This window comes from Chitinophaga sp., from assembly GCF_039596135.1.
Lineage (GTDB): Bacteria > Bacteroidota > Bacteroidia > Chitinophagales > Chitinophagaceae > Chitinophaga.
In genome coordinates, this window is record NZ_JBCNKH010000001.1 from 270,640 (window position 1) to 295,994 (window position 25,355).

A 25,355-nucleotide genomic window follows, 5' to 3' on the forward strand; every position below is an offset into this window, starting at 1 on the left:
AACCTTCCAATTATGTCAGTGAATACCAGCGATAAGGCCCTCACCGGCCATATGTTGTATATGCGCCTGCTGGAGGCCGGAGATGGGCACCAGCCGCTAGCCACCCTGCGATTTTTGCGGGGTGTACTCGAGCAGTTATTCCGGCATCTCACCAAAAATGAAGCCCGCAGCTTCAGCAACCTGTTTGCCCGAATGCAGTTCTACTTCGATAAGCATGGGGTAGCGGCTGATCAACGGCGACAACTGACCATTCTGCGCATTCTTACCACTAAGGCCATGACGGGCGGCCTGCGCGCCGATCGGCAGGATGCGCTGCTCTGTATTAGTACACTGGCCAATGTAATTGAACAATATTACGAGGTTCCGCAGCCGGAGGCACTGCTGGAACGCTGTGCTGCTGTGGCAGGAGAAACCCTGACACAAGGTCCGGTCGATGATAATCCACTGGTACCATTGCTCAAATGCCTGGTCACCGGTGTAGGTCCTTTGCAAAAAACACCTGATGGGGTGGAGTCGTTTGTGCTGCAAGGCAAAGATGATGAGGCGGGGGAGTTCCTGATCAATATCTCCTCTGTATACCAGCCACATACCAGTGCCCTGCACAAACAGGTACGGGTATATGATACCCTCCATATTCTGCATGCTGACCGGCATACCAGCACGGGTCAATACGAAGCAGTGAAAGCTACCCGTTTTATACTGGAACCTGACCTGCTGATTGATATCAGTGACCTGGCAGAATGCTTTGGCCGCAGTGGACCCAATCCGTATTTATATTTAGTTAAAAAACTGGTTCCGCAAACGACAGGGTTACCTGCTTTTAAGGGGAATATTGTCAATTCCCTGTTGGACAATGTGCTGCGTCATCCGGAAATGAAGCTCAGGGAATCCTTTGTGGAAGCGGTAGCCGAAAATGTACTACAGGCTGCCGGCTATGGCAGACAGGAACTGAACAGCATGTATGCTGACATCAGGGAAACCCATTGGCCGAATTTATTAGAAGCATCCAGGGAACTGAAAGACCGGCCTGTGAGAATAGAGCCCACGTTCTTCTCTGCCTTGTATGGTTTACAGGGGCGTCTGGATATTCTGGCAGAAGATGATACTGACCCCGCCCGTAAGGAAATATTTGAACTAAAAAGCGGCAGGGCCCCGGATTACGGCGCCTGGAAGAACCACGAAATGCAGGTAACCGGCTATAACCTGCTGCTGCAATCTACTTTTGGCGATGAGCGTTGTGGCAGTTCTGCTATTCTTTATTCTTCTGCGTCCAATAGCCCGTTGCGCAACGTGACGAATAACCGGCCTGCAGAAAATGAGCTGCTCGCCCTGCGTAACGAAATCGTCTCCCAGCTATTAAGACTCTCTGCCGGAGAGTATGACATACTTGAAAAAATCACAACTCCCGCTGCCGAAGGTTTACCATCCTTCAGCGCGGTGCACTTTTCCAACTTCGAAGAAACCTATGGCAAGGCCAGCCCACTGCTGAGGAGCTATTACCAGCAGTTCCTTTCTTTCCTGCTCAGAGAGTTCCTGCTGGCCAAGTGTGGCATGTATGCCTCCATGCACCGGGAAGAAGATGCAGAAGGCTTTGCCGCCCTGTGGTTACAACCGGAATCGGAAAAACTGTCCCGGTTTACAATCATTCCTGGTCTCTGTTTTCAGAATTTTGACGAAGCGCAGAGTAGTGTGGTATTCACCATCCAGGAGCCGGTGAATCACAACTTCCGCCCGGGCGATACTGCCATCATTTATCCGAGAGATACGACCGGACTGGCCCCATTGCAGCACCAGATCCTGAAAGGCAGGGTAGATGAACTGCAAAAAGACAGGCTGACTTTTTCACTGAACAACCGCCAGATCACGCACGATTTCTTTGCCCACCAGCAACAGTGGGTGATCGAACACGATATTTATGAATCCAACTTCTGGACCTCAGCCACAGCGCTGTTTCATGTACTGGAACCCCGTTTTGCCGGCAGGATGGAGTTGTTACTGGGTATGCGGGAACCTGTAAGGGCGCCTTTTCCGCTGCCTGCTCCCACTATGTTCAACAGCAACCAGCAAGAGATTTTGCAGGCTGCGCTGGATGCTAAAGATTATTATCTGGTACAGGGCCCTCCCGGTACGGGTAAGACATCGTCTTTGCTCACAGCCATGGTGACTTCGCTCGCTGCTGCAGGTACCCAGATGATGATCGTAGCCTTTACCAACAAGGCAGTAGACGAAATTTGTAAGAAGTTGGAAGGTAAAGGTGTACAATACCTGCGGTTGGGCGGACGTCGTTCGGCAGCCGAGAACCAGTTGCGCACCTATTGCCTGGAAGGTGATATTGCACAGGCCAGGGAATACATTGCCAATCAGCAGATTTTTGTAGCTACGGTGGCCACGATGGCGACCCGCTTACCCAACCTGCAATTGCTGGGGGTTAAAACGGATACACTTATTGTAGACGAAGCTTCACAGCTCACAGAGCCACAGCTTTTAGGGTTGGTGTTGCCTTTCCGGAAATTCATCCTCATCGGCGATCAGAACCAGCTACCACCAGTGGTAGCGCAGGCAGATAATTTCTGTCTCACAGCAGCAAGCCTCTTACACAGTGTCGGAATTACCGATCTACGCTGTACACTGTTCGAAAGACTGATTCAGGCCTGTAAGCAAAACGGCTGGCACCATGCCTGGGGCATGTTGAATACCCACTTCCGCATGCACAATGACATTGCAGACCTGATCAATCACTATTATGCTCACCAGTTATCACCGGGTCAACCTTTACAGGCAGCTCCTTTTAAAAAACCGGATATGGCCGATGGCAACTGGGGGCAAATTCTGGCGCAGGGCAGAACGATCTTCCTGCCCAGTCCTATGGAGCCAACTTCCAAAATGCACATGACGGAGGCACAGCAGGTAGTATCGCTGTTGACCTATTTACAGCAGAGCAGGGGAGCGGCTTTCAACAAAGAAACAGTGGGCGTAGTAACGCCATGGCGCACCCAAATCAGCCTGATCAGGGAACTGATAGGGGCCAATGAAGCACTACAGGCCATCAATATAGACACCGCAGAGCGCTTCCAGGGTGCAGAGAATGATATCATTATCATATCCCTGGCGGTATATCATCCTACCCAGTTGAATATGTTGCAAAGCCTGGGAACTTTCCGATGGGAGGAGCATACGATAGAGGTAGACAGAAAGCTGTTGGTCACGTTATCCCGGGCGCGGCAGCAGGTGATACTGATGGGATATGAGCCGGCACTACGGAGTAGTCTGCATTATGGGAAGGTGCTGGATAAGATCAGGGCACAATAAAAAATAAAGCCACCCGCCGTAAGGCAGATGGCTATATGTCAGACAACATCATATGATCATTCCTGACTAGTCAGGCTTTAATCCAGAGTAACATGGCTCCAGTTTTCACCGCTTTTGATACGGTATAACTGCATTTCGCTGATATCGAATTGTTCAGCGATCTGTTTCATGGTCTTGCGACCAGGTTTAGCCAGTAAGCGCTTGATGCTCTTTACTTTAGTAATGTTCAGTTTCAGCCCTTTGACGCGGTTACGTTGTTTTTCCTTGTAAGCGAGTTTGGCGGGGCTGAATTGCTGGTGGGCTTCCATTTCTTCTTTGGTGGCCCATTGAAGGTTTGTGGCTTTGTTGTTCTTCTTGTCGTAGTCGATGTGAATCACATACTTGTGAGAGCGACCGGGTTTCTTGTTGAATAATTTCGCTACTTCTCTGTGGAGGTACAGTGACTGGTAACTATCAGCGGGTTTTACATTTAGCACGGTATAACCTTCGACGGTAGAGCCTGAGAGCAGCTTGCCGTCTGTTATATCTTCGTAATAGCTAATCACTCTTCCCATGTTAGATACTGCATACTTTTTACGCAGGGCAGATTTGTTTTTGATCTGCAAGTCTTTCCAGACTTCATTTTTCAGATTTTTAATCGTGGCCATGTGAAAGAAAATTTAATAGTTGAACCTGGGGTTTATCCGTAAACGTTACAATCTGCTACTTCATTGTCTAAGTTTACTGGCAGGCTGGAATTATCAGGAAGGGGAGAGGCCCTTTCTATAATGTGACCTTTGTAATGTTCTGCTATTGTATCTAAAACTTCTTCTACTGCTGCCAGTGTACTGCAAGTTACTAATTGTTGCCTGAATTCTTTTATGTGCGGTAACCCTTTGAGATAATTCGTATAGTGACGACGCATTTCGAGGATACCTACCACATCGCCTTTCCAGCTAATAGACTGGTACAGGTGTTTTTTACAAACATCGACCCTTTCCTGAACGGAGGGAGGGGCCAGGTGTTTGCCTGTAGCCATAAAATGCTTGATCTCATTGAATATCCACGGATATCCTATTGCAGCGCGACCTATCATAACGCCATCTACGCCATACTTCTGCCGGGCAGCAATGACTTGTTCGGGCGTAGTGATATCTCCGTTGCCGAATATAGGTATGTGGATACGGGGGTTATTTTTGACTTTACCGATGAGGGTCCAGTCGGCATGGCCTTTATACATCTGGGTGCGGGTGCGCCCATGTATGGTGAGGGCCTGAATACCTACATCCTGTAGTCTTTCGGCTACTTCCTCAATGTTTTTGGTATCGTCGTCCCATCCCAGGCGGGTCTTTACTGTTACCGGCAGTTTAGTAGCTTTTACTACTGCGGCGGTCAGTCTAACCATTTTGGGAATATCTTTCAGGATACCGGAACCGGCTCCTTTGCAAACTACTTTTTTAACGGGACATCCAAAGTTGATATCCAGCAGGTCGGGGTTGGTAGCTTCCACGATCTGGGCGGCCATGGCCATAGGTTCTTCATCGCCACCAAAGATCTGGATACCTACCGGGCGTTCTTCGGGGAAGATGTCCAGCTTTTGCCGGCTCTTGATAGCGTCACGTATAAGACCCTCCGAAGAGATAAATTCTGAATACATCAGGTCAGCACCCTTATCTTTGCACACTGCACGAAAGGGCGGATCACTTACATCCTCCATGGGAGCAAGTAATAAAGGGAAATCGCCCAATTGTATGTTACCTATCTTTACCATCTTTTTCTGTTAAGGGCTGACCAAGGTGCCGGAATTTCCCGGATTGCAATTGCCAACTCAATTTCACGCTGTAAATTTACGCAAAATTAATCTAAGACAGGTTATATGAAGCAGTATCCACCGTCCTTTCAATTTGTAATATTCATTGGCTTTTTCATCGGTTTCTACCTGCTTTACTTTCTATTTTTAATTATCGTTTTTCCTTATATCAGCGGGTATACCATTTTCACGCTGCAAAGTCTGGATTCGTCAGTTCCTAAAGTTCTCGGCTATAGGAAATTAACGCAAATACTTTACACTTTAGTCGTTTATCTTTTGCCGGCCTTAATTTTTGCCAGATTAGCTATGCCAAAACCCATGGAATATCTTTCCATGAACCGTGCGCCAAAGGTGGTACCAGCTATATTAGCTATTTTGATAATCCTTGTAAGTCTGCCAATGGTGGACTTTTCCGCTCAATGGAATCAAACCTGGCCTGTTTCTGAAACGATGCGTATGCAGGAAGAGGTAGCTGAGAAGATGACCCGCGATCTACTCAAAATGGATTCATTTTCTACTCTATTAGTGAACATTTTGTTTTTTGCTGTGATGCCGGCTATCGCGGAAGAAGCATTTTTCAGAAGCATTGTACAGCGACTCATGATCAAAATGATGCCGATAAAAAATGGAGCATGGATCGGGATACTGATTACAGCGCTGCTATTCAGCGCTGTACACATGCAATGGTTATCTTTTGTACCAAGAGTAATACTAGGATTTCTGCTTGGGGTGATTTATTATCTCACCGGGAACCTGTGGTTGTCCATTCTGGCGCATACCATCAATAATGGGTTGCAGGTAGTGCTCATGTATCTGTTCCAGATGCACCTGATGCAAACCGACCCGATGGCAAGCGGGCAATCCAGCTGGCTGGCGGCCATGGCAAGCCTGGTAGTGACAGGCCTGTGGGTGTGGGTATTACAGCGCCGATCAAAACCAGCAGTTCAATAGCAACCTGTTGAGTATAAGACACATTTAATTGGTAATTTTACAGATACCATTTGCATGGACTGTTTATTTTACCCATTTTTGTACAAACTATTCTCATTCATAGATGAAAACATTCTTTACCCGTACAGCTTCGGCGTTAGTATTTGTAGCGATCATGCTGACCGGGATCTTATACAGTCCTTTTACCTTTTTTCTATTATTCTTCCTGGTTAATTTCTTTGCCTTAAAGGAATATTTCAAACTCATCAGGCATATTGATCCCGACTATGGTGCTGTTTCCGGATGGCACAAAAACGGGGTGCTGGTAGCCAGCTGTGCGCTGATTATGTCCTTTACAGGTGAGCACTTTGCTCCCGGCGGCATTTCCCTTGGTTTTCTGGGCTGGTGGACTGCCATTCTTTTCCTGATGGTATTGCCCATCGGCGAAATCCTGCTCAGCAATGAGTTTTCCCTGAAAAATATCGGTTATTCCGCCCTGGGCCTACTGTACATCACAGTCTCCCTGGGATTGCTCATTCACCTGTGCCTGAATTATGACACCATTCGCTTTAAACCCGGACCAGATGGTGTAGGAACCGGACCTGGCTGGCTTATTCCTTTGCTCCTGATCATTTTTATCTGGATCAACGATACCATGGCCTACATTGTAGGTTCCCTGATAGGCAGAACTCCTTTTTTCCCTTCCATTTCTCCTAAAAAGACCATTGAAGGTACTGTAGGTGGGATGATCCTTGCCATTGCCGCTGCTGGTGTATATGGTTACTATTGGGGTAGTCAGTGGCTGGCTCTGCAACATTGGATGGCGCTGGCAGGCCTGGCGGCAGTAGTTGGCACTGCCGGCGACCTCATGGAATCTAAACTCAAGCGGATGGCGGGGGTGAAAGACTCTGGCAACATTATGCCCGGGCATGGGGGATTCATGGACCGCTTCGATTCTCTCATTCTGGCGGCGCCTTTTGCATGGATCTACATCCATTTCTTCGCAATGATTTAACTTTGTATTCGCTTTAACCAAACTATATCATCTAACAATTACAGCATGAAGATTCATCGAGAAGGATTGGCCAGTATTCTGATCGCCTTTGTTGTACTTGCACTGATAAGCAGTGCAGTCATTTATTTCCTCCCCGGTATGCCGCTCGTAGGCAATATCGTAGCTGCCTTTTCCGTGGTTTTGTTCCTGTTCATCGTTTCTTTCTTCCGCATTCCAGCCAGAGAAATGAAACTGGGAGAGAACCTGGTTATGGCTCCCTGCGATGGTAAAGTAGTCGTAATCGAAGAAACGTACGAACCTGAGTACTTCAAAGACAAGCGCCTGCAGATATCTATCTTTATGAGCCCTGCGAATGTGCACGTAAACAGAAACCCAATCAGCGGAGAAGTGAAGCTGTCTCAATACCATTCAGGGAAATACCTGGTAGCATGGCACCCCAAGTCTTCTACCGAAAATGAACGTCATACCGTGGTAATCGGCAACGGAAAGGCGGAAATCCTGGTACGACAGATTGCCGGTGCACTTGCCCGTCGTATTGTAAACTATCTGAAACCAGGTATGCAGGTAAACCAGAATGAGGAGTTGGGCTTTATCAAGTTCGGTTCCCGTGTGGATCTGTACCTGCCTATCGGTACTAAAGTAGATGTACAGCTGGAACAGGTAGTTCGTTCCGGCCAGACAGTCATCGCTACTTTATAAGCAGAAAAAGGTTAACTTTAAAAGGTAACTAAAATCATCCAGCCATGAAGAAGATGTTATTCAGTGCAATGACCTTGCTTTTCCTGACAGGTGCCGCAATGGCACAGGACAAACAAAAGGCAAAAGCCAGCTGTAAGAAGGATGCTACCGGAAAAAGTGCCTGCTGCAAGCAACCAAGTAATACGGCCAGCCTGCGGATGAAGACGGCCAAACCCGCTCCAGCTACCGCACAGGCTACGCCCGCAGCAAAACCTGCCAACAAGAAATAATTAAAAAAAGCCGGCTAATGATAGCCGGCTTTTTTTATGGGGAAATACCCTATAAAATATCTTTCAGCTCATGCAATCCCTGGATCACATAAGTCGGTTTTAATGTTCCCGTCACCGGCACCAGGTTATTAAAGTACACCTGATCCATCCCAACATTTTGCGCCCCGACAATATCAATATCCAGTGCATCGCCAATCATGATACTACTTTCAGCGGTAGCGCCTGCCAGTTTAATTGCATAATCAAATATTTCGCGGTAAGGTTTGAGGCTGCCCGCTAATTCTGAAGTGACTACGTGGGTGAAAAAATGGTCTATCCCGGAGCTCTTCATCTTAATCAGCTGCGTTTCTTCAAAACCATTTGTGATCATATGCATCGGGTAGTTCTTTGCTGCCAGGTATTCCAGTACTTCTATGGCATTGGGAAATAAGGCGGTTTTGTAAGGCAATATTTCCAGGAACTGGGTTCCCATGGTATGCGACAATTTATCATCGCCAATCTTGAAATCCAGCAGGGTCATGCTGAATCGCTTGAACCGGAGATCATTGCGATTAATGAATCCTTTGCGGAAGCGATCCCACAACTTATCGTTATGGATCATATAGGTGCGGTGGAATACCTCAAATGAGGGAACTCCTCTGCTGGCCAGCGTATGTGTGTGGTACAATTCTTCTAAGACCTGGTAAGCATTGGTTTCAAAATCCCATAATGTGTGGTCCAGATCAAAAAATATATGCTTGTATTTCATGTGCTGCAAAGATACGAAATCCACATTTTTTACTATTTTCCAGCTTCTAAACAGGATTTATGAACGCAGTAGTCACAGGTGCCAGTAAAGGTATAGGGAAAGCCATCGCCGAAAAACTGGCCATGGAAGGATTTAATGTAGCTATTTGTTCCAGGGATGCAGCCAAACTGGCTGCTGCCGCTGCAGACATTAAAGCAAAAGCGCCACAGGCAGCCGTATTGACATTCCCTGCTGATATGAGCAAAAAAGAAGACGTACTGGCTTTTGCCAACAAAATAAAAGAGACATTCCAGACGGTAGACATCCTCGTAAACAACGCAGGACTATACATTCCCGGCGCCCTGCACGAACAGGAAGACGGACTGCTGGAATACCTGATGGCCGTAAATGTATTCAGCGCACATACCATCACCCGGCAATTATTACCCTCAATGATCGCACAACGTAAAGGACACATCTTTAACCTTTGCTCGACCGCCAGCTACAATGCCTATCCCAATGGGGGGGCTTATAGCATCACCAAATTTGCCCTGCTGGGCTTCTCCAAAAACCTGCGTGAAGAGCTCAAATCTCACAACGTGAAAGTAACCGCCCTTAGCCCCGGGCCAACCCTCACTGCATCCTGGGATGGATGGGATGGCCCTGCGGACCGAATGATGGAGCCTGCTGATATAGCGAACCTGCTATGGGCAGCCTACACGCTCTCTGCTCAGGCCGTTGTGGAAGAAGTGGTCATGCGCCCGATTTTGGGAGATATTGGCTAAAACCCTTACGAGCAAGCGTTTAAGCCCTCATATCACTATTTTTTTAACTAACTTTTAACCGCGACAGCCTCGTTAAGGGGCGCCGTTTGGTTAAATTTGTTACACATTATGAAGGTCATTACTGTTAGTATAAAGAGGTCGCTACTATCCCTGCTGTTTTTAGTGGGTATAGTATCCAGTCTGCGAGCGCAGGAATTTAAATTCACTACCACTGTATCAAGTAATAAAGTGGCATTGGATGAACCATTCCAGATCCAGTTTATGCTGGAAAATGGCACGAATGTAACCCAGTTCACACCACCGAATTTCAACGACTTTGAACTATTGCAAGGCCCTAACCAGATGCAGGGTACTTCGATCGTCAATGGCAGACGTTCGGATTATATCGCATTGATCTACCTGATCAGGGCAAAACGGGTAGGTAACTTTACCATTCCCGCCGCGGCTGCACGCGTAAATGGTGATGTTGTGAAATCCAATCCTGTCACCATCGAAGTCATGAAGGGCAACAGCAATGCAGCTACCCAACAGCAACAACCACAACGCCAGCAGGTACCAACAAATCCGTTTGCAGGCATGGGCCAGCGTAGTGCTCCCAGTCACCAGGCAGAAGAAATGGAAGGAGTGATTAAAAATGGAGAAGACATCAATGCCAAGCTAAAAAAGAACATTTTTGTAAAAGTGGATGTTGACAAAACGTCCCTCTACGAAGGTGAACAGCTGACCGCAACCTACAAGCTGTACACCCGCCTCCCGACTAATGCCAGTGTGACCAAGGTACCCGCCTTCAAAGGCTTTTCAGCTAAAGACATAGAACTGCCAAACCCGCCACAGGCCAGTGAAGAAATGGTGAATGGCATTCCCTACAGGGTATTCGTGATCCGTAAAACCATGTTGTTCCCCATGCAATCGGGAACGCTGGAACTGGATCCTGTAGAGGTAGATAACCATGTAAGACTTGTGAAACTGGTGAAGAATGGCAAACGCAGAGACCCATTTGCAGATATCTTCAATGACCCGGCTTTCAAAGACGCGTTCAATGATCCTTTCTTCGATGATGTCTTTAATCGTCCGGAAGTAGAATACCAGGATGTACCTTACAAGATACAGACGGCGCCTGTAAAAGTAACTGTAAAACCGCTGCCCCTCGATAGTCGCCCTGCGAGCTATAATGGAGCAGTAGGTAAATTCAATATGACCGCTACCGTAGATAAGAATAGCCTGTCTACTGATGACGCGCTCACCCTGAAGGTGACCATCTCCGGCCAGGGGAATGTGAACCTGCTGAATCCTCCCAAAGTTGACATACCTGCCAGCTTTGATAAATATGATCCAAAAGTGTCTGACAATATTGAAAAGAACAGCAACCCACTGTCTGGTAGCCGTACTTTTGAATATGTGCTGATGCCGGTAGAAGCCGGGGAACAAACCATTCCACCGGTGGAATTCTCTTACTTTGACGCCGCTTCCAAAACTTACAAAACCGTTAGCTCCAGGCCTTTCACCATCCATGTAACGGCTGGTAAGCAAACGAAGAGAGACAAGGAAGACTTTAGTCTCAACAAAAACGCTATCACTAACAATAGCAATAGTGTGCTGAATTGGGTAAAACACAATACTTTCTTCATTACGTCTGCCTGGTTCTACCTGCTCCTGGCATTGCCACTGCTGCTGCTGATAGGTGCATGGCTGTATCGCCGCCGACTGGATTACCAGCAGAATAATGCTGCCTTCCTGAAACACCGCTATGCTAACAAGGTGGCACTCAAACGCCTGGAACTGGCCGCCCGCTATCTGAAAGAAGGTAAAGACAAGGCATTCTACGAAGAGACTTCCCGCGCTGTATGGGGCTATCTGAGTAACAAACTGCATGTACCATTCGCTGACCTGAGTAAACAACTGATCCAGGATAAACTGGCGCAGCAACAGGTAAGTGAGCAATATACCTCCGACCTGTTTGACCTGCTGGATAATTGTGAAATGGCGCTGTATACGCCGAACCACAACAACACAAAAATGCAGGGTACCTATCAACAGGCCGTGCAGGTAATCAGTAAACTGGAAGATGAACTGACAAAGGCGAAGAGCGCCGTTTAATTAAAATCGTAGTCAAATTGAAAAAGATCGTAACCGCTATACTTTTATGCATACTGATGAGCAGTACCCGCCTGCTGGCGGCAGCCGCTCCCCAGCAGCAGGATTTTGAGAAAGCCAACGCCCTTTTCAGACAGAAACAATACACTGAAGCTGCGGGTATCTACCAGCGACTGGTAGATGAGGGCTTTGATCAGCCGGAACTACTCATCAATACCGGCAATGCCTGGTACAAAGCTAACCGGACCGGTCTGGCTGTGTATTGCTATGAGAAAGCCCTGCTTGCAGATCCTTTCAGCAAAGCGGCGCTGCACAATCTCTCCATTGCCAACCAACGGGTGGAGGGATATGTTAATGAATTGCCCCAGCTGTTTTTCCAGCAATGGTGGACGGCTATTAAATACATGCATACTCCTGATGGATGGGCTACCGGCGCCATTATCTTTTGCTGGCTTACGGTGGCAGGCGTCATCTTACTGCTGCTGCGGCCTATGCTGCTGCCAACCGTTGTGAAGAGTGCAACAGGGGTATTGGGCATACTGTTCGCCTTTTACCTGTTTATGGGTATCACCACTTATGTAAATGCTACTACGCATGACAATGGCATCATCATGGGTAGTGTGGTAAAAGTTAAATCCGCTCCCGACCAGGATAGCAAGGATCTGTTCGAACTACACGAAGGCGTAAAAGTGCAGATTATTGACGGTACCAGTGAGTTTTGTAAGATTGAGTTGCCAGACGGCAAAACCGGCTGGATGGCCTGTGGGGATATCAAAAAACTATAAGCGCCCGATTCGCTCCATGAAATCCTGTTTCCTGTGCCGGGAGACAGGAATACAGCTTCCATCGTTCATAATAATCTCACCACCATCTCCTTTCACGTAACGGTCCATGTAGTTCAGATTGACTACATAGCTGTGGTGCACCCTGAAGAATCCTTTGTTTCTCAGTATATTTTCTATTTCCTTGAGGGATCGGTATACGATGGCAGGTGCAGGTGCAGACAACAGGTGCATACGGGTATTGATTCCATCTGCCATGCAATAGAGAATGTCTTTTACCAATATCATTCGTAATCCTTCAGGGCTGGGCAGTCCCAGTCGCTCACCGGGATGCAGGTGCTGGTGCAGCAGTTCCATGGCATTGCCTGAGCGGGTAGGTGATTTCTCTGTACGATGTGCCTGCCGGACCATGGCTTTGTCCACCGCTTCCTGCAGCTCTTCTTTGAGAATAGGTTTCAGCAAAAAGTCGACTACATTGTGGCGGATTGCCTGTATAGCATAAGCTTCGTGAGAAGTGGTGATGATGATTGCTGTATTTATATGGCCGCAGGCTTTTATCACCTCAAAACCATTCAGACCGGGCATTTCCACATCCAGGAAAAGCAATTCAGGCCGATGTTTTTCTACGGCTTCAAGCGCAGAAAGGCCATCCGCACATACAGCAACGACGTTAACAGAGGGGCAATGTTTTTCTAGTAATAGCTTTAATACACTCCGGCTCAGCTTTTCGTCATCGACGATGATGGTACGCATGATCAATTAATAATTCTTGTCCCTATGTATTTCCTCTATTTAGTTCAGGGCCAGGTAGTATAACGACTGGTTATTATTCTGCGTTGAAAATACAAAATCTGGTGACATTGAAACTATTTTTAATTTAACAGCTAAGCGTTAACCCTCATGAGAAGATGGCATTATACGGCTATTGACATGGAGCATAGAAATTTTGATACGATGGCCGGATGGGTCTTCTTCTTCGGCTATCTGGGCCTGGATGTGATATTTTTCATTAATTGCCTGTAATCTTTCGCCGGCAATGATGATGCCTTTGGTCAGGTAGGACTGCTGGTCCGGGTCGGGTGCTTCCTGGGGTACGCCATTATCTTCTATATACACGGCAATAGTATCTCCATCGCGGCCAATGGTGATATTGAGCATACCACCTTTGCCCGGCCTTAACAGCAGACGGCGCCAGATGACATCCTGTACATATGGCTGGATAAGCAGGGGAGGCACAAAAGTAAGCTGTTGAGACACAGCAGGAAGTACTTCCAGCTGGTAATCGAACTGTGGGCCGAACCGAAGCTGTTCCAGCTGCAGATAAAGTTCCAGCGCCTCCACATCTTCTTCCAGGTTCACCCATTCTTTGTTACAATTACGGATGATGAGCCGCATTAAGCGGGCAAAACGTGTAAGGTACAGGGATGCAAGATCCGTACTGGTAGTAAGGATGTAGTGGTGTATAGCATTCAGGCTATTAAAAATAAAGTGAGGGTTCATCTGGGCCTGAAATGCATGCATTTCAAGATGGATGAGTGCCTGCTGCCTGCTTATCTCTTTTGCCACATCCTTTCTCAGCTTATTTTCCCTGCTTCGGAACAGAATCAATACCAGGGTCAGGCTCAACAAAAAAAACAGCCAATATTGCCAGCCCGCTGCATTGAATAAATCAAAGCAAAAACTCACGCCTTATCGGTTTACTATTCCAAGGATACAATTAAATGCAACTTTGTCTGACTATGATTAACAATATCCGTTAAATCTCCCGAAGGTGAAAGCAACACTTCTTACAAGGCAGTAATTATGCTAAAACCGGTGTGATTTGGCAGGTAAGTGGTAGGGGAAGTAGGGGTTATAAAATAAAAAATTGCGAAATACGTGATCCGCACTTCGCAATTAATATAATTGGCCAGCTGAGGGGGCTATTCTGTAAACTTATAGCCTACGCCTCTTACTGAATGGAAATACCTGGAGTTTCGGCTGTCTTCTTCAAAGTATTTGCGGAAGTTGAGGATAAAGTTGTCGATCGTACGGGTGGTAGGGTATACGTTGTAACCCCATACTACCTGGAGGATTTTTTCCCTGGTGACTACTTCTCCTTTATTCTCGATCAGGAGTTTCAGGAGCATGGTTTCTTTCTTGCTCAGCTCATAATGTTTACCATCTTTGCCAATACATTCCTGTGCAGCAAAATCGATCTGGTTGTCACCGAAACGATAAACGTTCGAGACACTGTCCTTGTCCTGGATCTTCTTATTTTTTAAGATCAGTTTTTCTACACGCAGCAGCAGCTCTTCGAGGTTGAAAGGCTTGGTCATGTAGTCATCGCCTCCTTTTTTCAGGCCCAGCACGCGGTCTGCACTGCTGTTCTTGGCACTGAGGAAGAGAATGGGCACTTCATTGTTCTGGATACGGATGTTTTCGCACACGGCGATACCATCCATTTCCGGCAACATTATATCCAGTATAATCAGGTCGAAATACTCGTTCTTCACCGCCTTTAAAGCAGCGGTTCCATTATCTACAGCTGTTACTTCATAGCCTTCCAGCTCCAGGTTCAGCTTGAGGGCTTCCTGAAGATTCTCTTCGTCTTCTACCAGTAGTATGGATGCTTTTGTAGCTTCCTTCATAGTTTAAATTTCGATAAGCTTAAATTACTGATAATGTAATTTACGCCGTTTGTACGGAATATACCGGCCATGTGATTTCAAAACATGCCCCGGCAGGTACATTATCCTTCACGATGATAGTGCCTCCATGTTGCTGTACGATCCTCCTGGTAAGGAATAGGCCCAGCCCGGAGCCTTTGGCTTTGCGGGTATTTTCGTTGCCAATGCGGTAAAATTTGAGGAAGATCCTTTCCCGTTCATCGACAGGGATGCCCGGCCCTTCATCTTTCACAATCAGTTTGAGCTGGCCGGCGGTTTCCTCTAACCGTACGTCTATGACCGTATTTCTGGGTGCATATTTAGCAGCATTCTCCACGAGGTTGTTCAGCGCGATCTGCAGCATGAACTTGTCACCATTCAGCCATACATCAGGCAAAATATGTGCCTGTATGGCGTGCGTGGCTATTCTGCTTTTGATTTCCTTTACGCCGGTGGCCACCAGTTCAGAGAAATTGAGGTCTTCGCGGAACAGCTTATAACGGTCTGATTCCATCTGGGATGCCAGCAGTATATTATTACAGAGCTGATCAAGACGATTGGTTTCGCGAATGGTATTGTCTAGTAGTTTGAGCCGCTTTTCCTCATCCAGTCTATGTTTACGAAGCGTTTCCAGATTGAGTTTGGCGGCAGCGATAGGAGATTTCAGTTCGTGTGTTACAGCCATCATGAAGTTCTGCTGCTGCAGTGAGAGTTTCATTTGCTTGTATATGGAGCGGTATACAAAGAACCCACCCATTAAAATGATGGCAAGAAAAATAATTCCTTCCCCGATAAACATGACAGTACGGCGGTATTCTGTCGTTTGTATCCGTGCCAGTTCCTGTTGATATTCTACCGGATGTGCAACACTGTCAGTTCTCAGTACCAGGTTCTGGATTTCGAAGCGGGAGATCTGTTCGCTTTGCATAAACAGGAGTACGCCCCACCATACGAGTGCCAGGATCGTGTATGCAAGTACAAACAGATAGATGACGGAAATGGCTTTTCCGTCCTGTAGTTTATTGAGTAGCTTTTTCATTGGTCCGTAAACCGGCTTTCTCCACCCGTAAGCCAACATTCATGATATCCGGAAGCGGATTTTGCCGCATGTTTTGTTCAAAAGTAAACTTGTAAACACCTGGTTTGTTCAATATTGCATGTTGCTGAATGGGAATCTGGTGTTCATAAATGTCGTCCAGTCCACTACCCAGCCATTTACCGGTCATATCAGCCAGGGGCAGTTCTACCCTTTGAGGTACTGGTTGTTCGCCCGGAAACTGGGTATTTATCAGCAGGTAAATATTACTATAGGGGTATGCATCTTTGTGGCGGATATTCACATAGATGTTATACAAATAAGCTGTATCTGCCGGTTGCAGGGTGACCTCAAATGCTGGCTTATAGTTGTAGGCCCATTCATGCCCCGGGATCTCCAGGTTCTTTTCATAGGTGTCCATCTTCATGGGCTCGCAGGAAGCTGCTACCAGCAACATTCCTATAGCCATCATCCGGAAGAATTTATTCATATACTATTGCGATACGGTTATTTATTACAACACATTCAGCACCTGCTCTTTCGCTTTCTCCAGTTCATCTTTCATGAGTACCACCCATTGCTGGATGTTGGCATCATTGGCTTTGGAACCGGTTGTATTGATTTCACGGCCTACTTCCTGTAACACGAATCCCAGTTTTTTACCTTTTGAAGGCTCTGCTTCTCTCAGAATTTCCTTGAAGTAACGGCAGTGGTTTTCCAGTCTTACCAGTTCTTCGGAGATGTCCAGTTTTTCTAAATAAAATATGAGTTCCTGTTCCAGTCTGTTTTCGTCTACGTTTTCTTTACCTACATATTCTGCCAGCAGGGATTCGAGCCTGGTTCTTACCCTGTCTTTACGCTGAGGATCCAGTTCTCTTACCTTGATGGTATAGTTTTCAATGTTCTCTATACGCGTGAGCAGGTCGGCAGCCAGTACCTGACCTTCGTCCAGGCGATGGGCGTCGAGGTCAGAAATAGCCTGCTGCAGCGCTTTTTCGACTTCCTGCCATTCTTCTTCTGAGATTTGCTCTGTAGCGGGGCTTACTACTTCCGGAAGCTTCATCAGCACGTTGAGCATATCTTCTTTAGGCAATTTCAGTTCATCGGCCAGGGTGGTAATGGACTGATGGTAGTACTTTGCCAGATCTGTATTAATGACCACCGGACGGCTTGCACCGTTTTGTCTGATATTAACACTGGCGTCCAGTGTACCACGTACTAACGTTTGTTGCAGCTGGTTGCGTATATCAAACTCGTAGGGCTTTAACAACGGGGAAATTTTCAGGTTGACTTCAAACTGTTTTCCATTCAGTGATTTTATTTCTACCACTATCGTTGTCTCTCCCCGGGTAATTTCAGCCCTTCCGAAGCCGGTCATTGATTTCAGCATAATAGAGATTTGTAAGCAACAAACCTACCTAAATTAGGCCAAAGCACAAAGAAACGTTCAAGATCAGGCTTTAAAGAGCAGGTCATAAAGTTCCTGCCTACTGTATTCTTTCATGTCGCCCGGCTGTAAACCGGCTATGGTAGCCTTACCTATCCGGTAACGTATAAGTCTCAACGTAGGGTTACCTACAGCAGCGGTCATTTTCCTTACCTGCCTGTTTTTCCCTTCCTTCAGCGACAATTTTATCCAGGGGGCAGGGATGCTCTTACGGAAACGGATAGGAGGGTTACGGTCAGGAACCAGGGGATCTTCCGTAAAAAGGGAGGCCTTACAGGGACGGGTTTTGTACATTTTGCCATCTATATTGATAGGCACGCCCTGGCTCAGCTGTTGGATAGCGGTATCAGTAACCGCACCATCCACCTGAACCCAGTATTCCCTTTCGTGTGCAAATTTCGGATCGAGGAGACGGTGATTGAGGGCTTTGTCATTCGTTAGCACCAAGAGCCCTTCACTGTCGTAATCTAAACGTCCCACCGGGTAAACATCCGGGGGAACTTTAAAAAAATCTCCCAGACTGGCTTTTCCTTCTTCTTTACCGAAGCGGGTAAGTACCTGAAATGGTTTATATATTATATAATAATTAAATGCCATAAAGAGCGCTCCCGGAATTGATTTTTTGCAGGTTTTAATTTACTAAATTAGTAATTTTGGGGATCGAATACTATGTGTACGACTTTCCATAATGCCTCGTGTATGAACTGTCAGGATCGTTTTGGGTCAATTTTATTCAAAGCGGAGAAGTGCAATCTGGAAGAGATAGACGCCGCCAAGGTCTGCTCCACCTATAAAAAAGGAGAAGTAGTATTCCAGGAAGGCACCTATCCCTTCGGCATTTACTGTGTAAATACCGGCAAAATAAAGCTCTCTCATTCCGGAGATGATGGCCGCGAACAAATTGTCAGGTTGGCTAAACCAGGTGACATTATCGGCTACAAGGCACTTCTATCTGCGGAAAGGTACACTGCTTCTGCCATCGCACTCGACGATTCTTCGGTGTGCTTTATTCCCAAAGATCTTTTCATGAGCATCCTGCAAAAAGACGCCAACCTCTCTTTTGAGATGATGCGCATCATTGCCAGCGAGCTCCGTAAGGCCGAAACCAAGATTACCCACCTGGCACAGAAACCTGTGCGGGAAAGGCTGGCCGAAACCCTTCTCTTCATCAAGGAAACTTACGGCGTAGAGCAGGATGGCACTACCCTCAATGTGCGCCTGAGCCGTGAAGAAATTGCCAACCTGGTAGGGACTGCCACCGAATCGGCCATTCGCCTGCTTTCCGAATTCAAAAAAGACGGACTGATTGAGCTGCAGGGCAAGAAAATCCGCCTGCTCAACCAGGAAGAAATCACCCGCACCGCCAACCTGCAGGACTAATTATCACCGTCCTGTCATTTCCTTTATTTCCTGATTGTTGTCACTCCCGCTCTTGACTCTTGTCATTTTTCCCCCTTTTCATTGCCGGTATTTTTGCACCAAATCCTTTATCATGGCTACATTTACCGCCGTCCCTGGTATAGAAGTAGAGTGTGAACATTGCGGAGAGGCCTGTGCTGATACTACGATCACTATTGGGGATAAGATTTTTTGTTGTCAGGGATGTAAACTGGTGTACGAACTGCTCAATGAGAATGACCTTTGCGAATACTATAATTTAAATAATAAACCCGGACTTGCTCAAAGGATTCCTGTGAGGAAGGACAAATTTGCCTTTCTTGACGATAACAAAATCCAGCAGCAGCTGATTCAATACCGGGATGACGATCATACACACATCACTTTTTACATTCCACATATTCACTGCAGCTCCTGCCTCTGGCTGCTGGAGAACCTGCACAAGCTGGATAAGGGAGTTGAAAGTGTGACAGTGACATTTACCCGCAAGGAAGCGCGGATTGTATATCAGCAGGCGGAAACCTCCCTGCGCCGCATTGCTGAAATACTGACCAGTATCGGGTACGAGCCCTATATCAGCCTGCAGGACATGCAGAAAAAGAAACCCCGCGTTCAGCGGGACCTGGTTTACCGGCTGGGAGTAGCCGGTTTTTGCTTTGGTAATATCATGTTGCTCAGCTTTCCTGAGTACTTTGGTAACTATGGCTATTCCGACGCGAAAATGAATGTGATGTTCAGAATGCTGAATGTGAGCCTTTCGCTGCCGGTGTTCTTTTACAGTGCACAGGTATTTTTCAAATCGGCGTGGAGCGGCATCAAGACTGGCTTCCTGAACATTGACGCCCCCATTGTATTGGCCATTGTAGTCACCTTTGTACGTAGCCTGGTCGATGTGATTTCAGGTACGGGCTCCGGTTATTTCGACTCCATGACCGGCATCGTGTTTTTCATGCTGATAGGCAGGATCCTGCAGGACAAGACTTACCAGGGATTATCATTTGACAGGGATTATACCTCTTATTTCCCGTTAGCCATTACAATTATAAAAGATGGAAAGGAAGTGCCTACTGCACTTCCTGACATCAAAGTAAACGATACCTTACTCATACACGACAATGAGCTGATACCTGCAGATGGTATCCTGGTACGCGGTACAGCCCTCGTAGACTACAGCTTTGTAACCGGGGAGTCGGTTCCAGTGAGCAAATCGATAGGCGAAATCGTGTATGCAGGTGGTAAACAATTAGAAGGGAACATCGAAATTCTGACCATCAAGGAAGTGGCGCAAAGCTACCTGACCAGTCTTTGGAACAGGGATGAACTGAAGCAGAAAGCTACCCGTCAGGAATCGTTCATTCACCTGGTGGCGCGCAATTTCACCTGGGTTTTGCTGGCGATCGCAGCGCTGTCTGCGCTGTACTGGTGGAAATTCGACCATACGAGGATCTGGCCGGCAGCCACGTCTATCCTGATTGTGGCCTGCCCGTGTACATTACTGTTAGCTGCTTCTTTCACCAATGGCCACATTCTCCGCATCCTGAGCAGGCATAAATTATACCTGCGTAATGCAGGCGCCATTGAAAGGCTGGCGGATATCACCGACATTGTATTTGACAAAACAGGCACGCTGACCGGCAACAAGGATATTCCTGTCACCTGGCATGGGCCTACGTTATCCAGGGCACAGATCATGAGCATCGCCTCTGTAGCCGCTCAATCTACCCATCCACTCAGTAAACTGATCAGCGCTTTTTATCACAACATTCCCAGGGTACCTGTAAGCGGGTTTAAAACTACTACAGGCATGGGCGTAAGCGGTTACATCCAGGAAGATGCAGTCCTGCTGGGCAATGCCGCCTTTACAGGCGCTCCAACAACCGTTCAGCACAACGATGGCAGCATCGTATACGTAGCTATCAACGGGCAACCACTGGGCTACTTCCTGATCGGCAACCAATACCGTGAGGGCATCAGCACCTTACTGCAAGGCCTGAGAACAAAAGGGTACAGGCTCTCCCTGCTCTCCGGCGATAATGACCGGGAAGCAGGCTATCTGAAATCATTGATGGGAGAAGATGCTACGCTGCGCTTTGCCCAGCAACCACAAGACAAACTAAACTACATACTGGACCTGCAAACAAAGGGCAGGCGCGTGTTGATGATCGGCGATGGTCTGAACGATGCAGGTGCACTGAAACAGAGTGATGTAGGTATTTCATTAACCGAAGACAGCAACAACTTTACACCCGCCAGTGACGGGATTTTAGAAGCAGGGCAACTGACGAGACTACCAAAGTTTATCAGGATCTGTATAGCGAACAAGCGGATCATAGTCATCAGCTTTGTCATTTCCCTGATCTATAACGTGATTGGGCTATCATTTGCAGTGCAGGGTATCTTATCACCACTCACAGCGGCGATTCTGATGCCGGCCAATTCTATCAGCATGATATTACTCTCATATGGCCTGAGCGAATGGGCCGACAGACGCTAAAAACAGGCCATCACCTTTTTCAAAAACCTGCTTTTGTCCTTTAGGGCAAAGGCGGGTTTTTGAAGGTTCTTCTAATCAATTTATTAAACAGGATACTGCTCAAGGGGTTCGCTGATTTATATCAGCGTATCGCTTGAGCGGCATCATCGTCCCCGCAAGCGTAGTAGGCTAGCTTTGTTCATGGAAATTAAAACAACTCACCATGAGCGTGATCATTTTATTACTAGGAGCCAGTCTACTGGTAGCGTTGTGCTTCCTGGCGGCCTTTATCTGGTCGGTACGAAGCGGACAATTTGAAGATCATTTCTCGCCGGCCCATCGCATTCTTTTTGAGCACAAGCCAACCGAACACGCCAGCGGATCTACACCACCAGCAACACCTTGTAACAACAGCACTGCCACTCCACCGAATTGTAAGCAATAAGTAATCAGCAACAGGAAGTTTAATTTTTTTCTACGATCAACTCGTCATCCGTAATCGCACAAATATGTCTCTTGAAAAATTTGCGTACGACAACCGTACCGTGAAATGGTTTGCATATGCCAGTATTGGCTGGGGGCTTATTGGTATGCTGGCAGGTCTTTGGGCTGCGCTGGCGCTGGTACTTCCAGACATTAATTTGGGGTTTGCACCCACGACCTTTGGCCGTATCCGGCCCGTTCACACCAATGCCGTCATCTTCGCTTTCGTAGGTAACGGCATTTTCATGGGTGTGTACTATTCGCTTCAACGCTTGTGTAAGGCGCGCATGTACAGCGACCTGCTGAGCAAAATTCACTTCTGGGGCTGGCAGACAATCATTGCCTGTGGTGCCCTTTCACTGTTCATGGGTTATACTACCGGTAAGGAATATGCCGAGCTGGAATGGCCACTGGATATTGCTATCACACTCATCTGGGTGGTATTTGGCGCCAATATGCTGGGTACGATTCTGAAAAGGAGAGAAGCCCACCTGTATGTAGCCATCTGGTTCTACATTGGTACATGGGTAGCTATCGCCATGCTGCACATCATCAACTCTTTTGAGTTACCGCTGAGCTTCATGAAGAGTTACTCCTGGTATGCCGGTGTGCAAGATGCACTGGTGCAGTGGTGGTATGGTCACAACGCAGTGGCGTTTTTCCTGACTACTCCTTACCTGGGCCTCATGTACTACTTTGTGCCTAAAGCTGCGAACAGACCTGTGTATTCCTATCGCTGGTCCATTATCCACTTCTGGGCGCTGATCTTTATTTACATCTGGGCTGGTCCGCACCACCTGTTATATACTGCTCTTCCTGAATGGGCACAATCACTGGGTACTGTATTTTCTATCATGCTGATCGCTCCATCATGGGGTGGTATGCTGAATGGTCTGCTCACCCTGCGTGGTGCCTGGGACAGGGTAAGGGAAGACGCGATACTGAAGTTCTTCGTAGTAGCACTGACCTGTTATGGTATGGCTACCTTCGAAGGTCCGATGCTCTCCCTGAAAAACGTAAACGCTATCAGCCACTATACCGATTGGACCATTGCCCACGTACACGTAGGTGCACTGGGTTGGAATGGCTTCCTGACCTTCGGTATCCTGTACTGGATGCTGCCACGTATTTTCAATACTGAACTGTACAACCGTAAATGGGCGAATACGCACTTCTGGCTGGGTACCCTGGGTATCATCTTCTATGTAATCCCAATGTATTGGGCTGCTTTCACCCAGAGCATGATGTGGAAAGAATTTACTGCCGAAGGACAGCTGAAATACCAGTTCCTGGAAACAGTGCATACTGTAGTTCCGATGTATGCGCTGCGTGCGGTGGGTGGTGTATTCTACATCTCCGGTGTGATACTGATGATCGTGAACCTGACCAAAACGGTAAGCCGTGGTACGTTCGTAGCTGACGAAGCTGCAGAAGCACCAGCACTGCCTAAAGTAATTGAGGTACATGGTAAAGCACACTGGCATAACTGGATCGAACGTCGTCCTATTCAACTGGCCGTATTCAGCCTGGTTGTAGTAGCGATTGGTGGTTTACTGGAACTGGTGCCTACCTTCCTGGTAAGAAGCAACATCCCTACTATCTCCAGCGTAAAACCTTATACTCCGCTTGAACTGCATGGCCGTGATATTTACATCCGCGAAGGTTGTTATACCTGTCACTCCCAGATGATCCGTCCTTTCCGTGATGAGGTAGCCCGTTACGGTGAGTATTCCAAAGCAGGTGAGTTCGTATACGATCACCCGTTCCAATGGGGTTCAAAACGTACAGGTCCTGATCTGGCCAGGATAGGTGGTAAGTATCCTGACTCATGGCACTACAACCACATGCTGGACCCAACCTCTATGTCTCCGGGTTCTATCATGCCTCAATACCCCTGGTTATTTGAAGACAGACTGGATAAGACCAAGACACCAGCCATGATTACAGTAATGCGTAAACTCGGTGTACCATACGCGCCAGGATATGAAAATCAGGCAAACGCAGACCTGGAAAAACAGGCAAATGAGATTGCCGGTTCCCTGGAAAAAGAAAAACTGCATGTAGGTAAAGACCGTGAAATCGTAGCGTTAATTGCTTACCTGCAGAGAATGGGTAAGGATATCAAAACGAAATAAACTGATTTATCATGAAGTTCATTAACTATCTGCAATCCATCGCCGGTGTAAGCATTTACCCGATGATATCGCTGGTCCTCTTCTCGCTGTTCTTTGTAGTAGCGGCCATCTGGGCTTTCAAAGCGCCCAAAGGCATGGTGAACCACATCAGTAATATCCCATTAGACGAAAGCTGAAACCTGACCAACAATGAAGAAAAGACTTTTTAATACAACACTGTTGTTCTCACTGCTGGCCAGCTTACCTGCGGCTGCGGAAGAATACACCTCCTACAAGCCAGATGGTCCATCAGAACTGGGCCACCCGGTAGCTATCGTACTCCTCACCGTAATCGTAGGCCTGTTCATCGCTATCTTAATATTGGGTAGTGCTGTTATCGGTGCCATGGACATCTATAAGGAGCGGCTGAAAAACAGTAAGGCACTCCTGATAGGGGGGTTACTGGTAGGTTGTCTCTTTTCAGCTTCTGGTGCTATGGCACAGGAAGCTGTGACATCAACAGCAACAACAAACACGATCAGCGGTCTGTCCAAATCCTCCTTTTACCTGCTGATTTCTGTAATCGGCCTTGAACTCCTCGTTATCATCGCTCTGCTGTATGCGCTTCGTATCCTGGTGGGTATTAAGAGCAGACGTAAAGTAAGAGCTGAGAAAGCTGAAAAAGAAGTAGCTGAAGGCAAAAAACGTATTCACTGGCTGGAAAAACTGAATGATACCAAGAGCCTGGATGCCGATTCTGAAGCAGAAGCAGACATGGGCCACGACTACGATGGTATCCATGAGCTGAACAATCCAACCCCGCCATGGTGGAGATACGGCTTCTACATTAGTATCGTCTTTGCAGCAGTATATCTCTGGCGATTCCAGGTTGCCCACTCAGCACCTTCACAGATAGAAGAACTGGCCATTGCCAATGCGAAAGCGGATGAAGCAAAAGCTGCCTATCTGAAAAATGCAGCGAACAACGTGGATGAGAATACAGTGAAGCAGCTGACCGATCCTGCCGACCTGGCTGCTGCCGCCAAGATCTTCGCGAGCTCCTGTGCTCCCTGCCATGGCCCTCAGGGTCAGGGTGTGGTAGGCCCGAACCTCACGGACGACTACTGGTTACACGGTGGCACTATTAATAAGGTATTCACTACCATCAAGTATGGGGTACCTGAAAAGGGGATGAAGTCATGGAAAGATGATTTCTCTCCTGTACAGCTGGCACAGCTGGCAAGTTATATAAAAAGTATCCATGGCTCCAATCCTCCTAATCCGAAGGAGCCACAGGGTACATTGGAAAAATAACCTTTCACGGGCCGGACTGACCGGTTAGACGGAAACCAGTCCC

At 47.3% G+C, this 25,355-nt stretch carries 24 protein-coding genes; 14 read left to right on the plus strand and 10 right to left on the minus strand.

Annotated elements, in window-relative coordinates:
- Nucleotides 1-12 precede the first annotated feature (12 nt).
- Nucleotides 13-3,309 carry an AAA domain-containing protein gene (locus ABDW16_RS01140; RefSeq protein ID WP_343667272.1) on the plus strand — a complete coding sequence of 1,099 codons (3,297 nt, stop codon included), beginning with the start codon at nucleotides 13-15 and terminating at the stop codon, nucleotides 3,307-3,309.
- 77 nt (nucleotides 3,310-3,386) lie between these two features.
- Here the strand turns inward: ABDW16_RS01140 and ABDW16_RS01145 are convergent, their stop codons facing one another.
- Nucleotides 3,387-3,956 (minus strand): NUMOD4 domain-containing protein, encoded by a 570-nt coding sequence (locus ABDW16_RS01145; RefSeq protein ID WP_116852986.1) that lies wholly within the window; start codon nucleotides 3,954-3,956, stop codon nucleotides 3,387-3,389.
- 32 nt (nucleotides 3,957-3,988) lie between these two features.
- Nucleotides 3,989-5,059, minus strand: coding sequence for a tRNA dihydrouridine synthase DusB (gene dusB, locus ABDW16_RS01150; RefSeq protein ID WP_343667273.1), 1,071 nt, complete (start codon nucleotides 5,057-5,059; stop codon nucleotides 3,989-3,991).
- 345 nt (nucleotides 5,060-5,404) lie between these two features.
- Between dusB and ABDW16_RS01155 the strand changes: the two genes are divergently transcribed.
- The 4 genes from ABDW16_RS01155 to ABDW16_RS01170 all read left to right on the plus strand — a co-directional run bounded on the left by ABDW16_RS01155 (nucleotide 5,405) and on the right by ABDW16_RS01170 (nucleotide 8,011).
- Nucleotides 5,405-6,049 carry a CPBP family intramembrane glutamic endopeptidase gene (locus ABDW16_RS01155; protein WP_343667274.1) on the plus strand — a complete coding sequence of 215 codons (645 nt, stop codon included), beginning with the start codon at nucleotides 5,405-5,407 and terminating at the stop codon, nucleotides 6,047-6,049.
- A 103-nt stretch (nucleotides 6,050-6,152) separates the two neighbouring features.
- Nucleotides 6,153-7,043, plus strand: coding sequence for a phosphatidate cytidylyltransferase (locus tag ABDW16_RS01160; RefSeq protein ID WP_343667275.1), 891 nt, complete (start codon nucleotides 6,153-6,155; stop codon nucleotides 7,041-7,043).
- A 45-nt stretch (nucleotides 7,044-7,088) separates the two neighbouring features.
- A complete protein-coding gene (locus ABDW16_RS01165) occupies nucleotides 7,089-7,742 on the plus strand; it encodes a phosphatidylserine decarboxylase family protein (RefSeq protein ID WP_343667276.1) in 654 nt (217 codons plus the stop codon).
- Nucleotides 7,743-7,786: 44 nt separating this feature from the next.
- A complete protein-coding gene (locus ABDW16_RS01170; protein WP_343667277.1) occupies nucleotides 7,787-8,011 on the plus strand; it encodes a hypothetical protein in 225 nt (74 codons plus the stop codon).
- A gap of 49 nt (nucleotides 8,012-8,060) precedes the next feature.
- Here the strand turns inward: ABDW16_RS01170 and ABDW16_RS01175 are convergent, their stop codons facing one another.
- Nucleotides 8,061-8,759, minus strand: coding sequence for a YjjG family noncanonical pyrimidine nucleotidase (locus ABDW16_RS01175; protein ID WP_343667278.1), 699 nt, complete (start codon nucleotides 8,757-8,759; stop codon nucleotides 8,061-8,063).
- A 59-nt stretch (nucleotides 8,760-8,818) separates the two neighbouring features.
- On the opposite strand from ABDW16_RS01175, the gene ABDW16_RS01180 reads away from it, so the two are divergent.
- From ABDW16_RS01180 to ABDW16_RS01190, 3 genes are all read left to right on the plus strand, one after another.
- Complete coding sequence (locus ABDW16_RS01180; protein WP_343667279.1) at nucleotides 8,819-9,523, plus strand: SDR family oxidoreductase; 705 nt, start codon at nucleotides 8,819-8,821, stop codon at nucleotides 9,521-9,523.
- Nucleotides 9,524-9,631: 108 nt separating this feature from the next.
- Nucleotides 9,632-11,620 (plus strand): BatD family protein, encoded by a 1,989-nt coding sequence (locus tag ABDW16_RS01185; RefSeq protein ID WP_343667280.1) that lies wholly within the window; start codon nucleotides 9,632-9,634, stop codon nucleotides 11,618-11,620.
- A gap of 17 nt (nucleotides 11,621-11,637) precedes the next feature.
- Nucleotides 11,638-12,402, plus strand: coding sequence for an SH3 domain-containing protein (locus ABDW16_RS01190; protein WP_343667281.1), 765 nt, complete (start codon nucleotides 11,638-11,640; stop codon nucleotides 12,400-12,402).
- Here the strand turns inward: ABDW16_RS01190 and ABDW16_RS01195 are convergent.
- From ABDW16_RS01195 to ABDW16_RS01225, 7 genes are all read right to left on the minus strand, one after another.
- Entirely contained in the window at nucleotides 12,397-13,152 is a 756-nt protein-coding gene (locus tag ABDW16_RS01195) for a LytTR family DNA-binding domain-containing protein (protein WP_343667282.1), read from the minus strand. The two genes, ABDW16_RS01190 and ABDW16_RS01195, sit on opposite strands and share 6 nt — an antisense overlap.
- Nucleotides 13,153-13,290: 138 nt before the next feature.
- Nucleotides 13,291-14,085 (minus strand): histidine kinase, encoded by a 795-nt coding sequence (locus ABDW16_RS01200; RefSeq protein WP_343667283.1) that lies wholly within the window; start codon nucleotides 14,083-14,085, stop codon nucleotides 13,291-13,293.
- Nucleotides 14,086-14,321: 236 nt separating this feature from the next.
- A complete protein-coding gene (locus tag ABDW16_RS01205; RefSeq protein WP_072358857.1) occupies nucleotides 14,322-15,029 on the minus strand; it encodes a response regulator transcription factor in 708 nt (235 codons plus the stop codon).
- Nucleotides 15,030-15,069: 40 nt separating this feature from the next.
- Complete coding sequence (locus tag ABDW16_RS01210; RefSeq protein ID WP_343667284.1) at nucleotides 15,070-16,086, minus strand: ATP-binding protein; 1,017 nt, start codon at nucleotides 16,084-16,086, stop codon at nucleotides 15,070-15,072.
- On the minus strand, nucleotides 16,067-16,555 hold the full coding sequence (locus tag ABDW16_RS01215; RefSeq protein ID WP_343667285.1) for a gliding motility lipoprotein GldH: 489 nt from the start codon (nucleotides 16,553-16,555) through the stop codon (nucleotides 16,067-16,069). The genes ABDW16_RS01210 and ABDW16_RS01215 overlap by 20 nt, the downstream gene beginning before the upstream one ends.
- 42 nt (nucleotides 16,556-16,597) lie before the next feature.
- Nucleotides 16,598-17,473 carry a YicC/YloC family endoribonuclease gene (locus ABDW16_RS01220; RefSeq protein WP_343667286.1) on the minus strand — a complete coding sequence of 292 codons (876 nt, stop codon included), beginning with the start codon at nucleotides 17,471-17,473 and terminating at the stop codon, nucleotides 16,598-16,600.
- A 63-nt stretch (nucleotides 17,474-17,536) separates the two neighbouring features.
- Complete coding sequence (locus ABDW16_RS01225) at nucleotides 17,537-18,127, minus strand: pseudouridine synthase (RefSeq protein ID WP_343667287.1); 591 nt, start codon at nucleotides 18,125-18,127, stop codon at nucleotides 17,537-17,539.
- Nucleotides 18,128-18,229: 102 nt separating this feature from the next.
- On the opposite strand from ABDW16_RS01225, the gene ABDW16_RS01230 reads away from it, so the two are divergent.
- The 6 genes from ABDW16_RS01230 (at nucleotide 18,230) to ABDW16_RS01255 (ending at nucleotide 25,312) form a co-directional block, all read left to right on the plus strand.
- Nucleotides 18,230-18,910 (plus strand): Crp/Fnr family transcriptional regulator, encoded by a 681-nt coding sequence (locus tag ABDW16_RS01230; RefSeq protein WP_233525546.1) that lies wholly within the window; start codon nucleotides 18,230-18,232, stop codon nucleotides 18,908-18,910.
- A gap of 112 nt (nucleotides 18,911-19,022) precedes the next feature.
- Nucleotides 19,023-21,422: a heavy metal translocating P-type ATPase metal-binding domain-containing protein gene (locus tag ABDW16_RS01235; RefSeq protein ID WP_343667288.1), complete on the plus strand. Its 2,400-nt coding sequence runs from the start codon at nucleotides 19,023-19,025 to the stop codon at nucleotides 21,420-21,422.
- A 202-nt stretch (nucleotides 21,423-21,624) separates the two neighbouring features.
- Complete coding sequence (ccoS, locus tag ABDW16_RS01240; RefSeq protein ID WP_343667289.1) at nucleotides 21,625-21,846, plus strand: cbb3-type cytochrome oxidase assembly protein CcoS; 222 nt, start codon at nucleotides 21,625-21,627, stop codon at nucleotides 21,844-21,846.
- Nucleotides 21,847-21,910: 64 nt separating this feature from the next.
- A complete protein-coding gene (gene ccoN / locus ABDW16_RS01245) occupies nucleotides 21,911-24,019 on the plus strand; it encodes a cytochrome-c oxidase, cbb3-type subunit I (RefSeq protein WP_343667290.1) in 2,109 nt (702 codons plus the stop codon).
- Nucleotides 24,020-24,030: 11 nt separating this feature from the next.
- On the plus strand, nucleotides 24,031-24,195 hold the full coding sequence (locus ABDW16_RS01250; protein ID WP_343667291.1) for a CcoQ/FixQ family Cbb3-type cytochrome c oxidase assembly chaperone: 165 nt from the start codon (nucleotides 24,031-24,033) through the stop codon (nucleotides 24,193-24,195).
- Nucleotides 24,196-24,208: 13 nt separating this feature from the next.
- Nucleotides 24,209-25,312, plus strand: coding sequence for a cbb3-type cytochrome c oxidase N-terminal domain-containing protein (locus ABDW16_RS01255; protein ID WP_343667292.1), 1,104 nt, complete (start codon nucleotides 24,209-24,211; stop codon nucleotides 25,310-25,312).
- The last annotated feature ends 43 nt before the right edge of the window (nucleotides 25,313-25,355 follow it).

Coding starts and splice junctions, on each gene's coding strand:
- ABDW16_RS01215 (WP_343667285.1), bottom strand. CDS start 16,555: ATGATGGCTATAGGAATGTTGCTGGTAGCAGCTTCCTGCGAGCCCATG.
- ABDW16_RS01185 (WP_343667280.1), top strand. CDS start 9,632: ATGAAGGTCATTACTGTTAGTATAAAGAGGTCGCTACTATCCCTGCTG.
- ccoS (WP_343667289.1), top strand. CDS start 21,625: ATGAGCGTGATCATTTTATTACTAGGAGCCAGTCTACTGGTAGCGTTG.
- ABDW16_RS01220 (WP_343667286.1), bottom strand. CDS start 17,473: ATGCTGAAATCAATGACCGGCTTCGGAAGGGCTGAAATTACCCGGGGA.
- ABDW16_RS01165 (WP_343667276.1), top strand. CDS start 7,089: ATGAAGATTCATCGAGAAGGATTGGCCAGTATTCTGATCGCCTTTGTT.
- ABDW16_RS01235 (WP_343667288.1), top strand. CDS start 19,023: ATGGCTACATTTACCGCCGTCCCTGGTATAGAAGTAGAGTGTGAACAT.
- ABDW16_RS01230 (WP_233525546.1), top strand. CDS start 18,230: ATGAACTGTCAGGATCGTTTTGGGTCAATTTTATTCAAAGCGGAGAAG.
- ABDW16_RS01205 (WP_072358857.1), bottom strand. CDS start 15,029: ATGAAGGAAGCTACAAAAGCATCCATACTACTGGTAGAAGACGAAGAG.
- ABDW16_RS01180 (WP_343667279.1), top strand. CDS start 8,819: ATGAACGCAGTAGTCACAGGTGCCAGTAAAGGTATAGGGAAAGCCATC.
- ABDW16_RS01175 (WP_343667278.1), bottom strand. CDS start 8,759: ATGAAATACAAGCATATATTTTTTGATCTGGACCACACATTATGGGAT.
- ABDW16_RS01195 (WP_343667282.1), bottom strand. CDS start 13,152: ATGCGTACCATCATCGTCGATGACGAAAAGCTGAGCCGGAGTGTATTA.
- ABDW16_RS01145 (WP_116852986.1), bottom strand. CDS start 3,956: ATGGCCACGATTAAAAATCTGAAAAATGAAGTCTGGAAAGACTTGCAG.
- ABDW16_RS01140 (WP_343667272.1), top strand. CDS start 13: ATGTCAGTGAATACCAGCGATAAGGCCCTCACCGGCCATATGTTGTAT.
- ABDW16_RS01170 (WP_343667277.1), top strand. CDS start 7,787: ATGAAGAAGATGTTATTCAGTGCAATGACCTTGCTTTTCCTGACAGGT.
- ABDW16_RS01255 (WP_343667292.1), top strand. CDS start 24,209: ATGAAGAAAAGACTTTTTAATACAACACTGTTGTTCTCACTGCTGGCC.
- ABDW16_RS01210 (WP_343667284.1), bottom strand. CDS start 16,086: ATGAAAAAGCTACTCAATAAACTACAGGACGGAAAAGCCATTTCCGTC.
- ABDW16_RS01160 (WP_343667275.1), top strand. CDS start 6,153: ATGAAAACATTCTTTACCCGTACAGCTTCGGCGTTAGTATTTGTAGCG.
- ccoN (WP_343667290.1), top strand. CDS start 21,911: ATGTCTCTTGAAAAATTTGCGTACGACAACCGTACCGTGAAATGGTTT.
- ABDW16_RS01225 (WP_343667287.1), bottom strand. CDS start 18,127: ATGGCATTTAATTATTATATAATATATAAACCATTTCAGGTACTTACC.
- ABDW16_RS01155 (WP_343667274.1), top strand. CDS start 5,405: ATGCCAAAACCCATGGAATATCTTTCCATGAACCGTGCGCCAAAGGTG.
- ABDW16_RS01250 (WP_343667291.1), top strand. CDS start 24,031: ATGAAGTTCATTAACTATCTGCAATCCATCGCCGGTGTAAGCATTTAC.
- dusB (WP_343667273.1), bottom strand. CDS start 5,059: ATGGTAAAGATAGGTAACATACAATTGGGCGATTTCCCTTTATTACTT.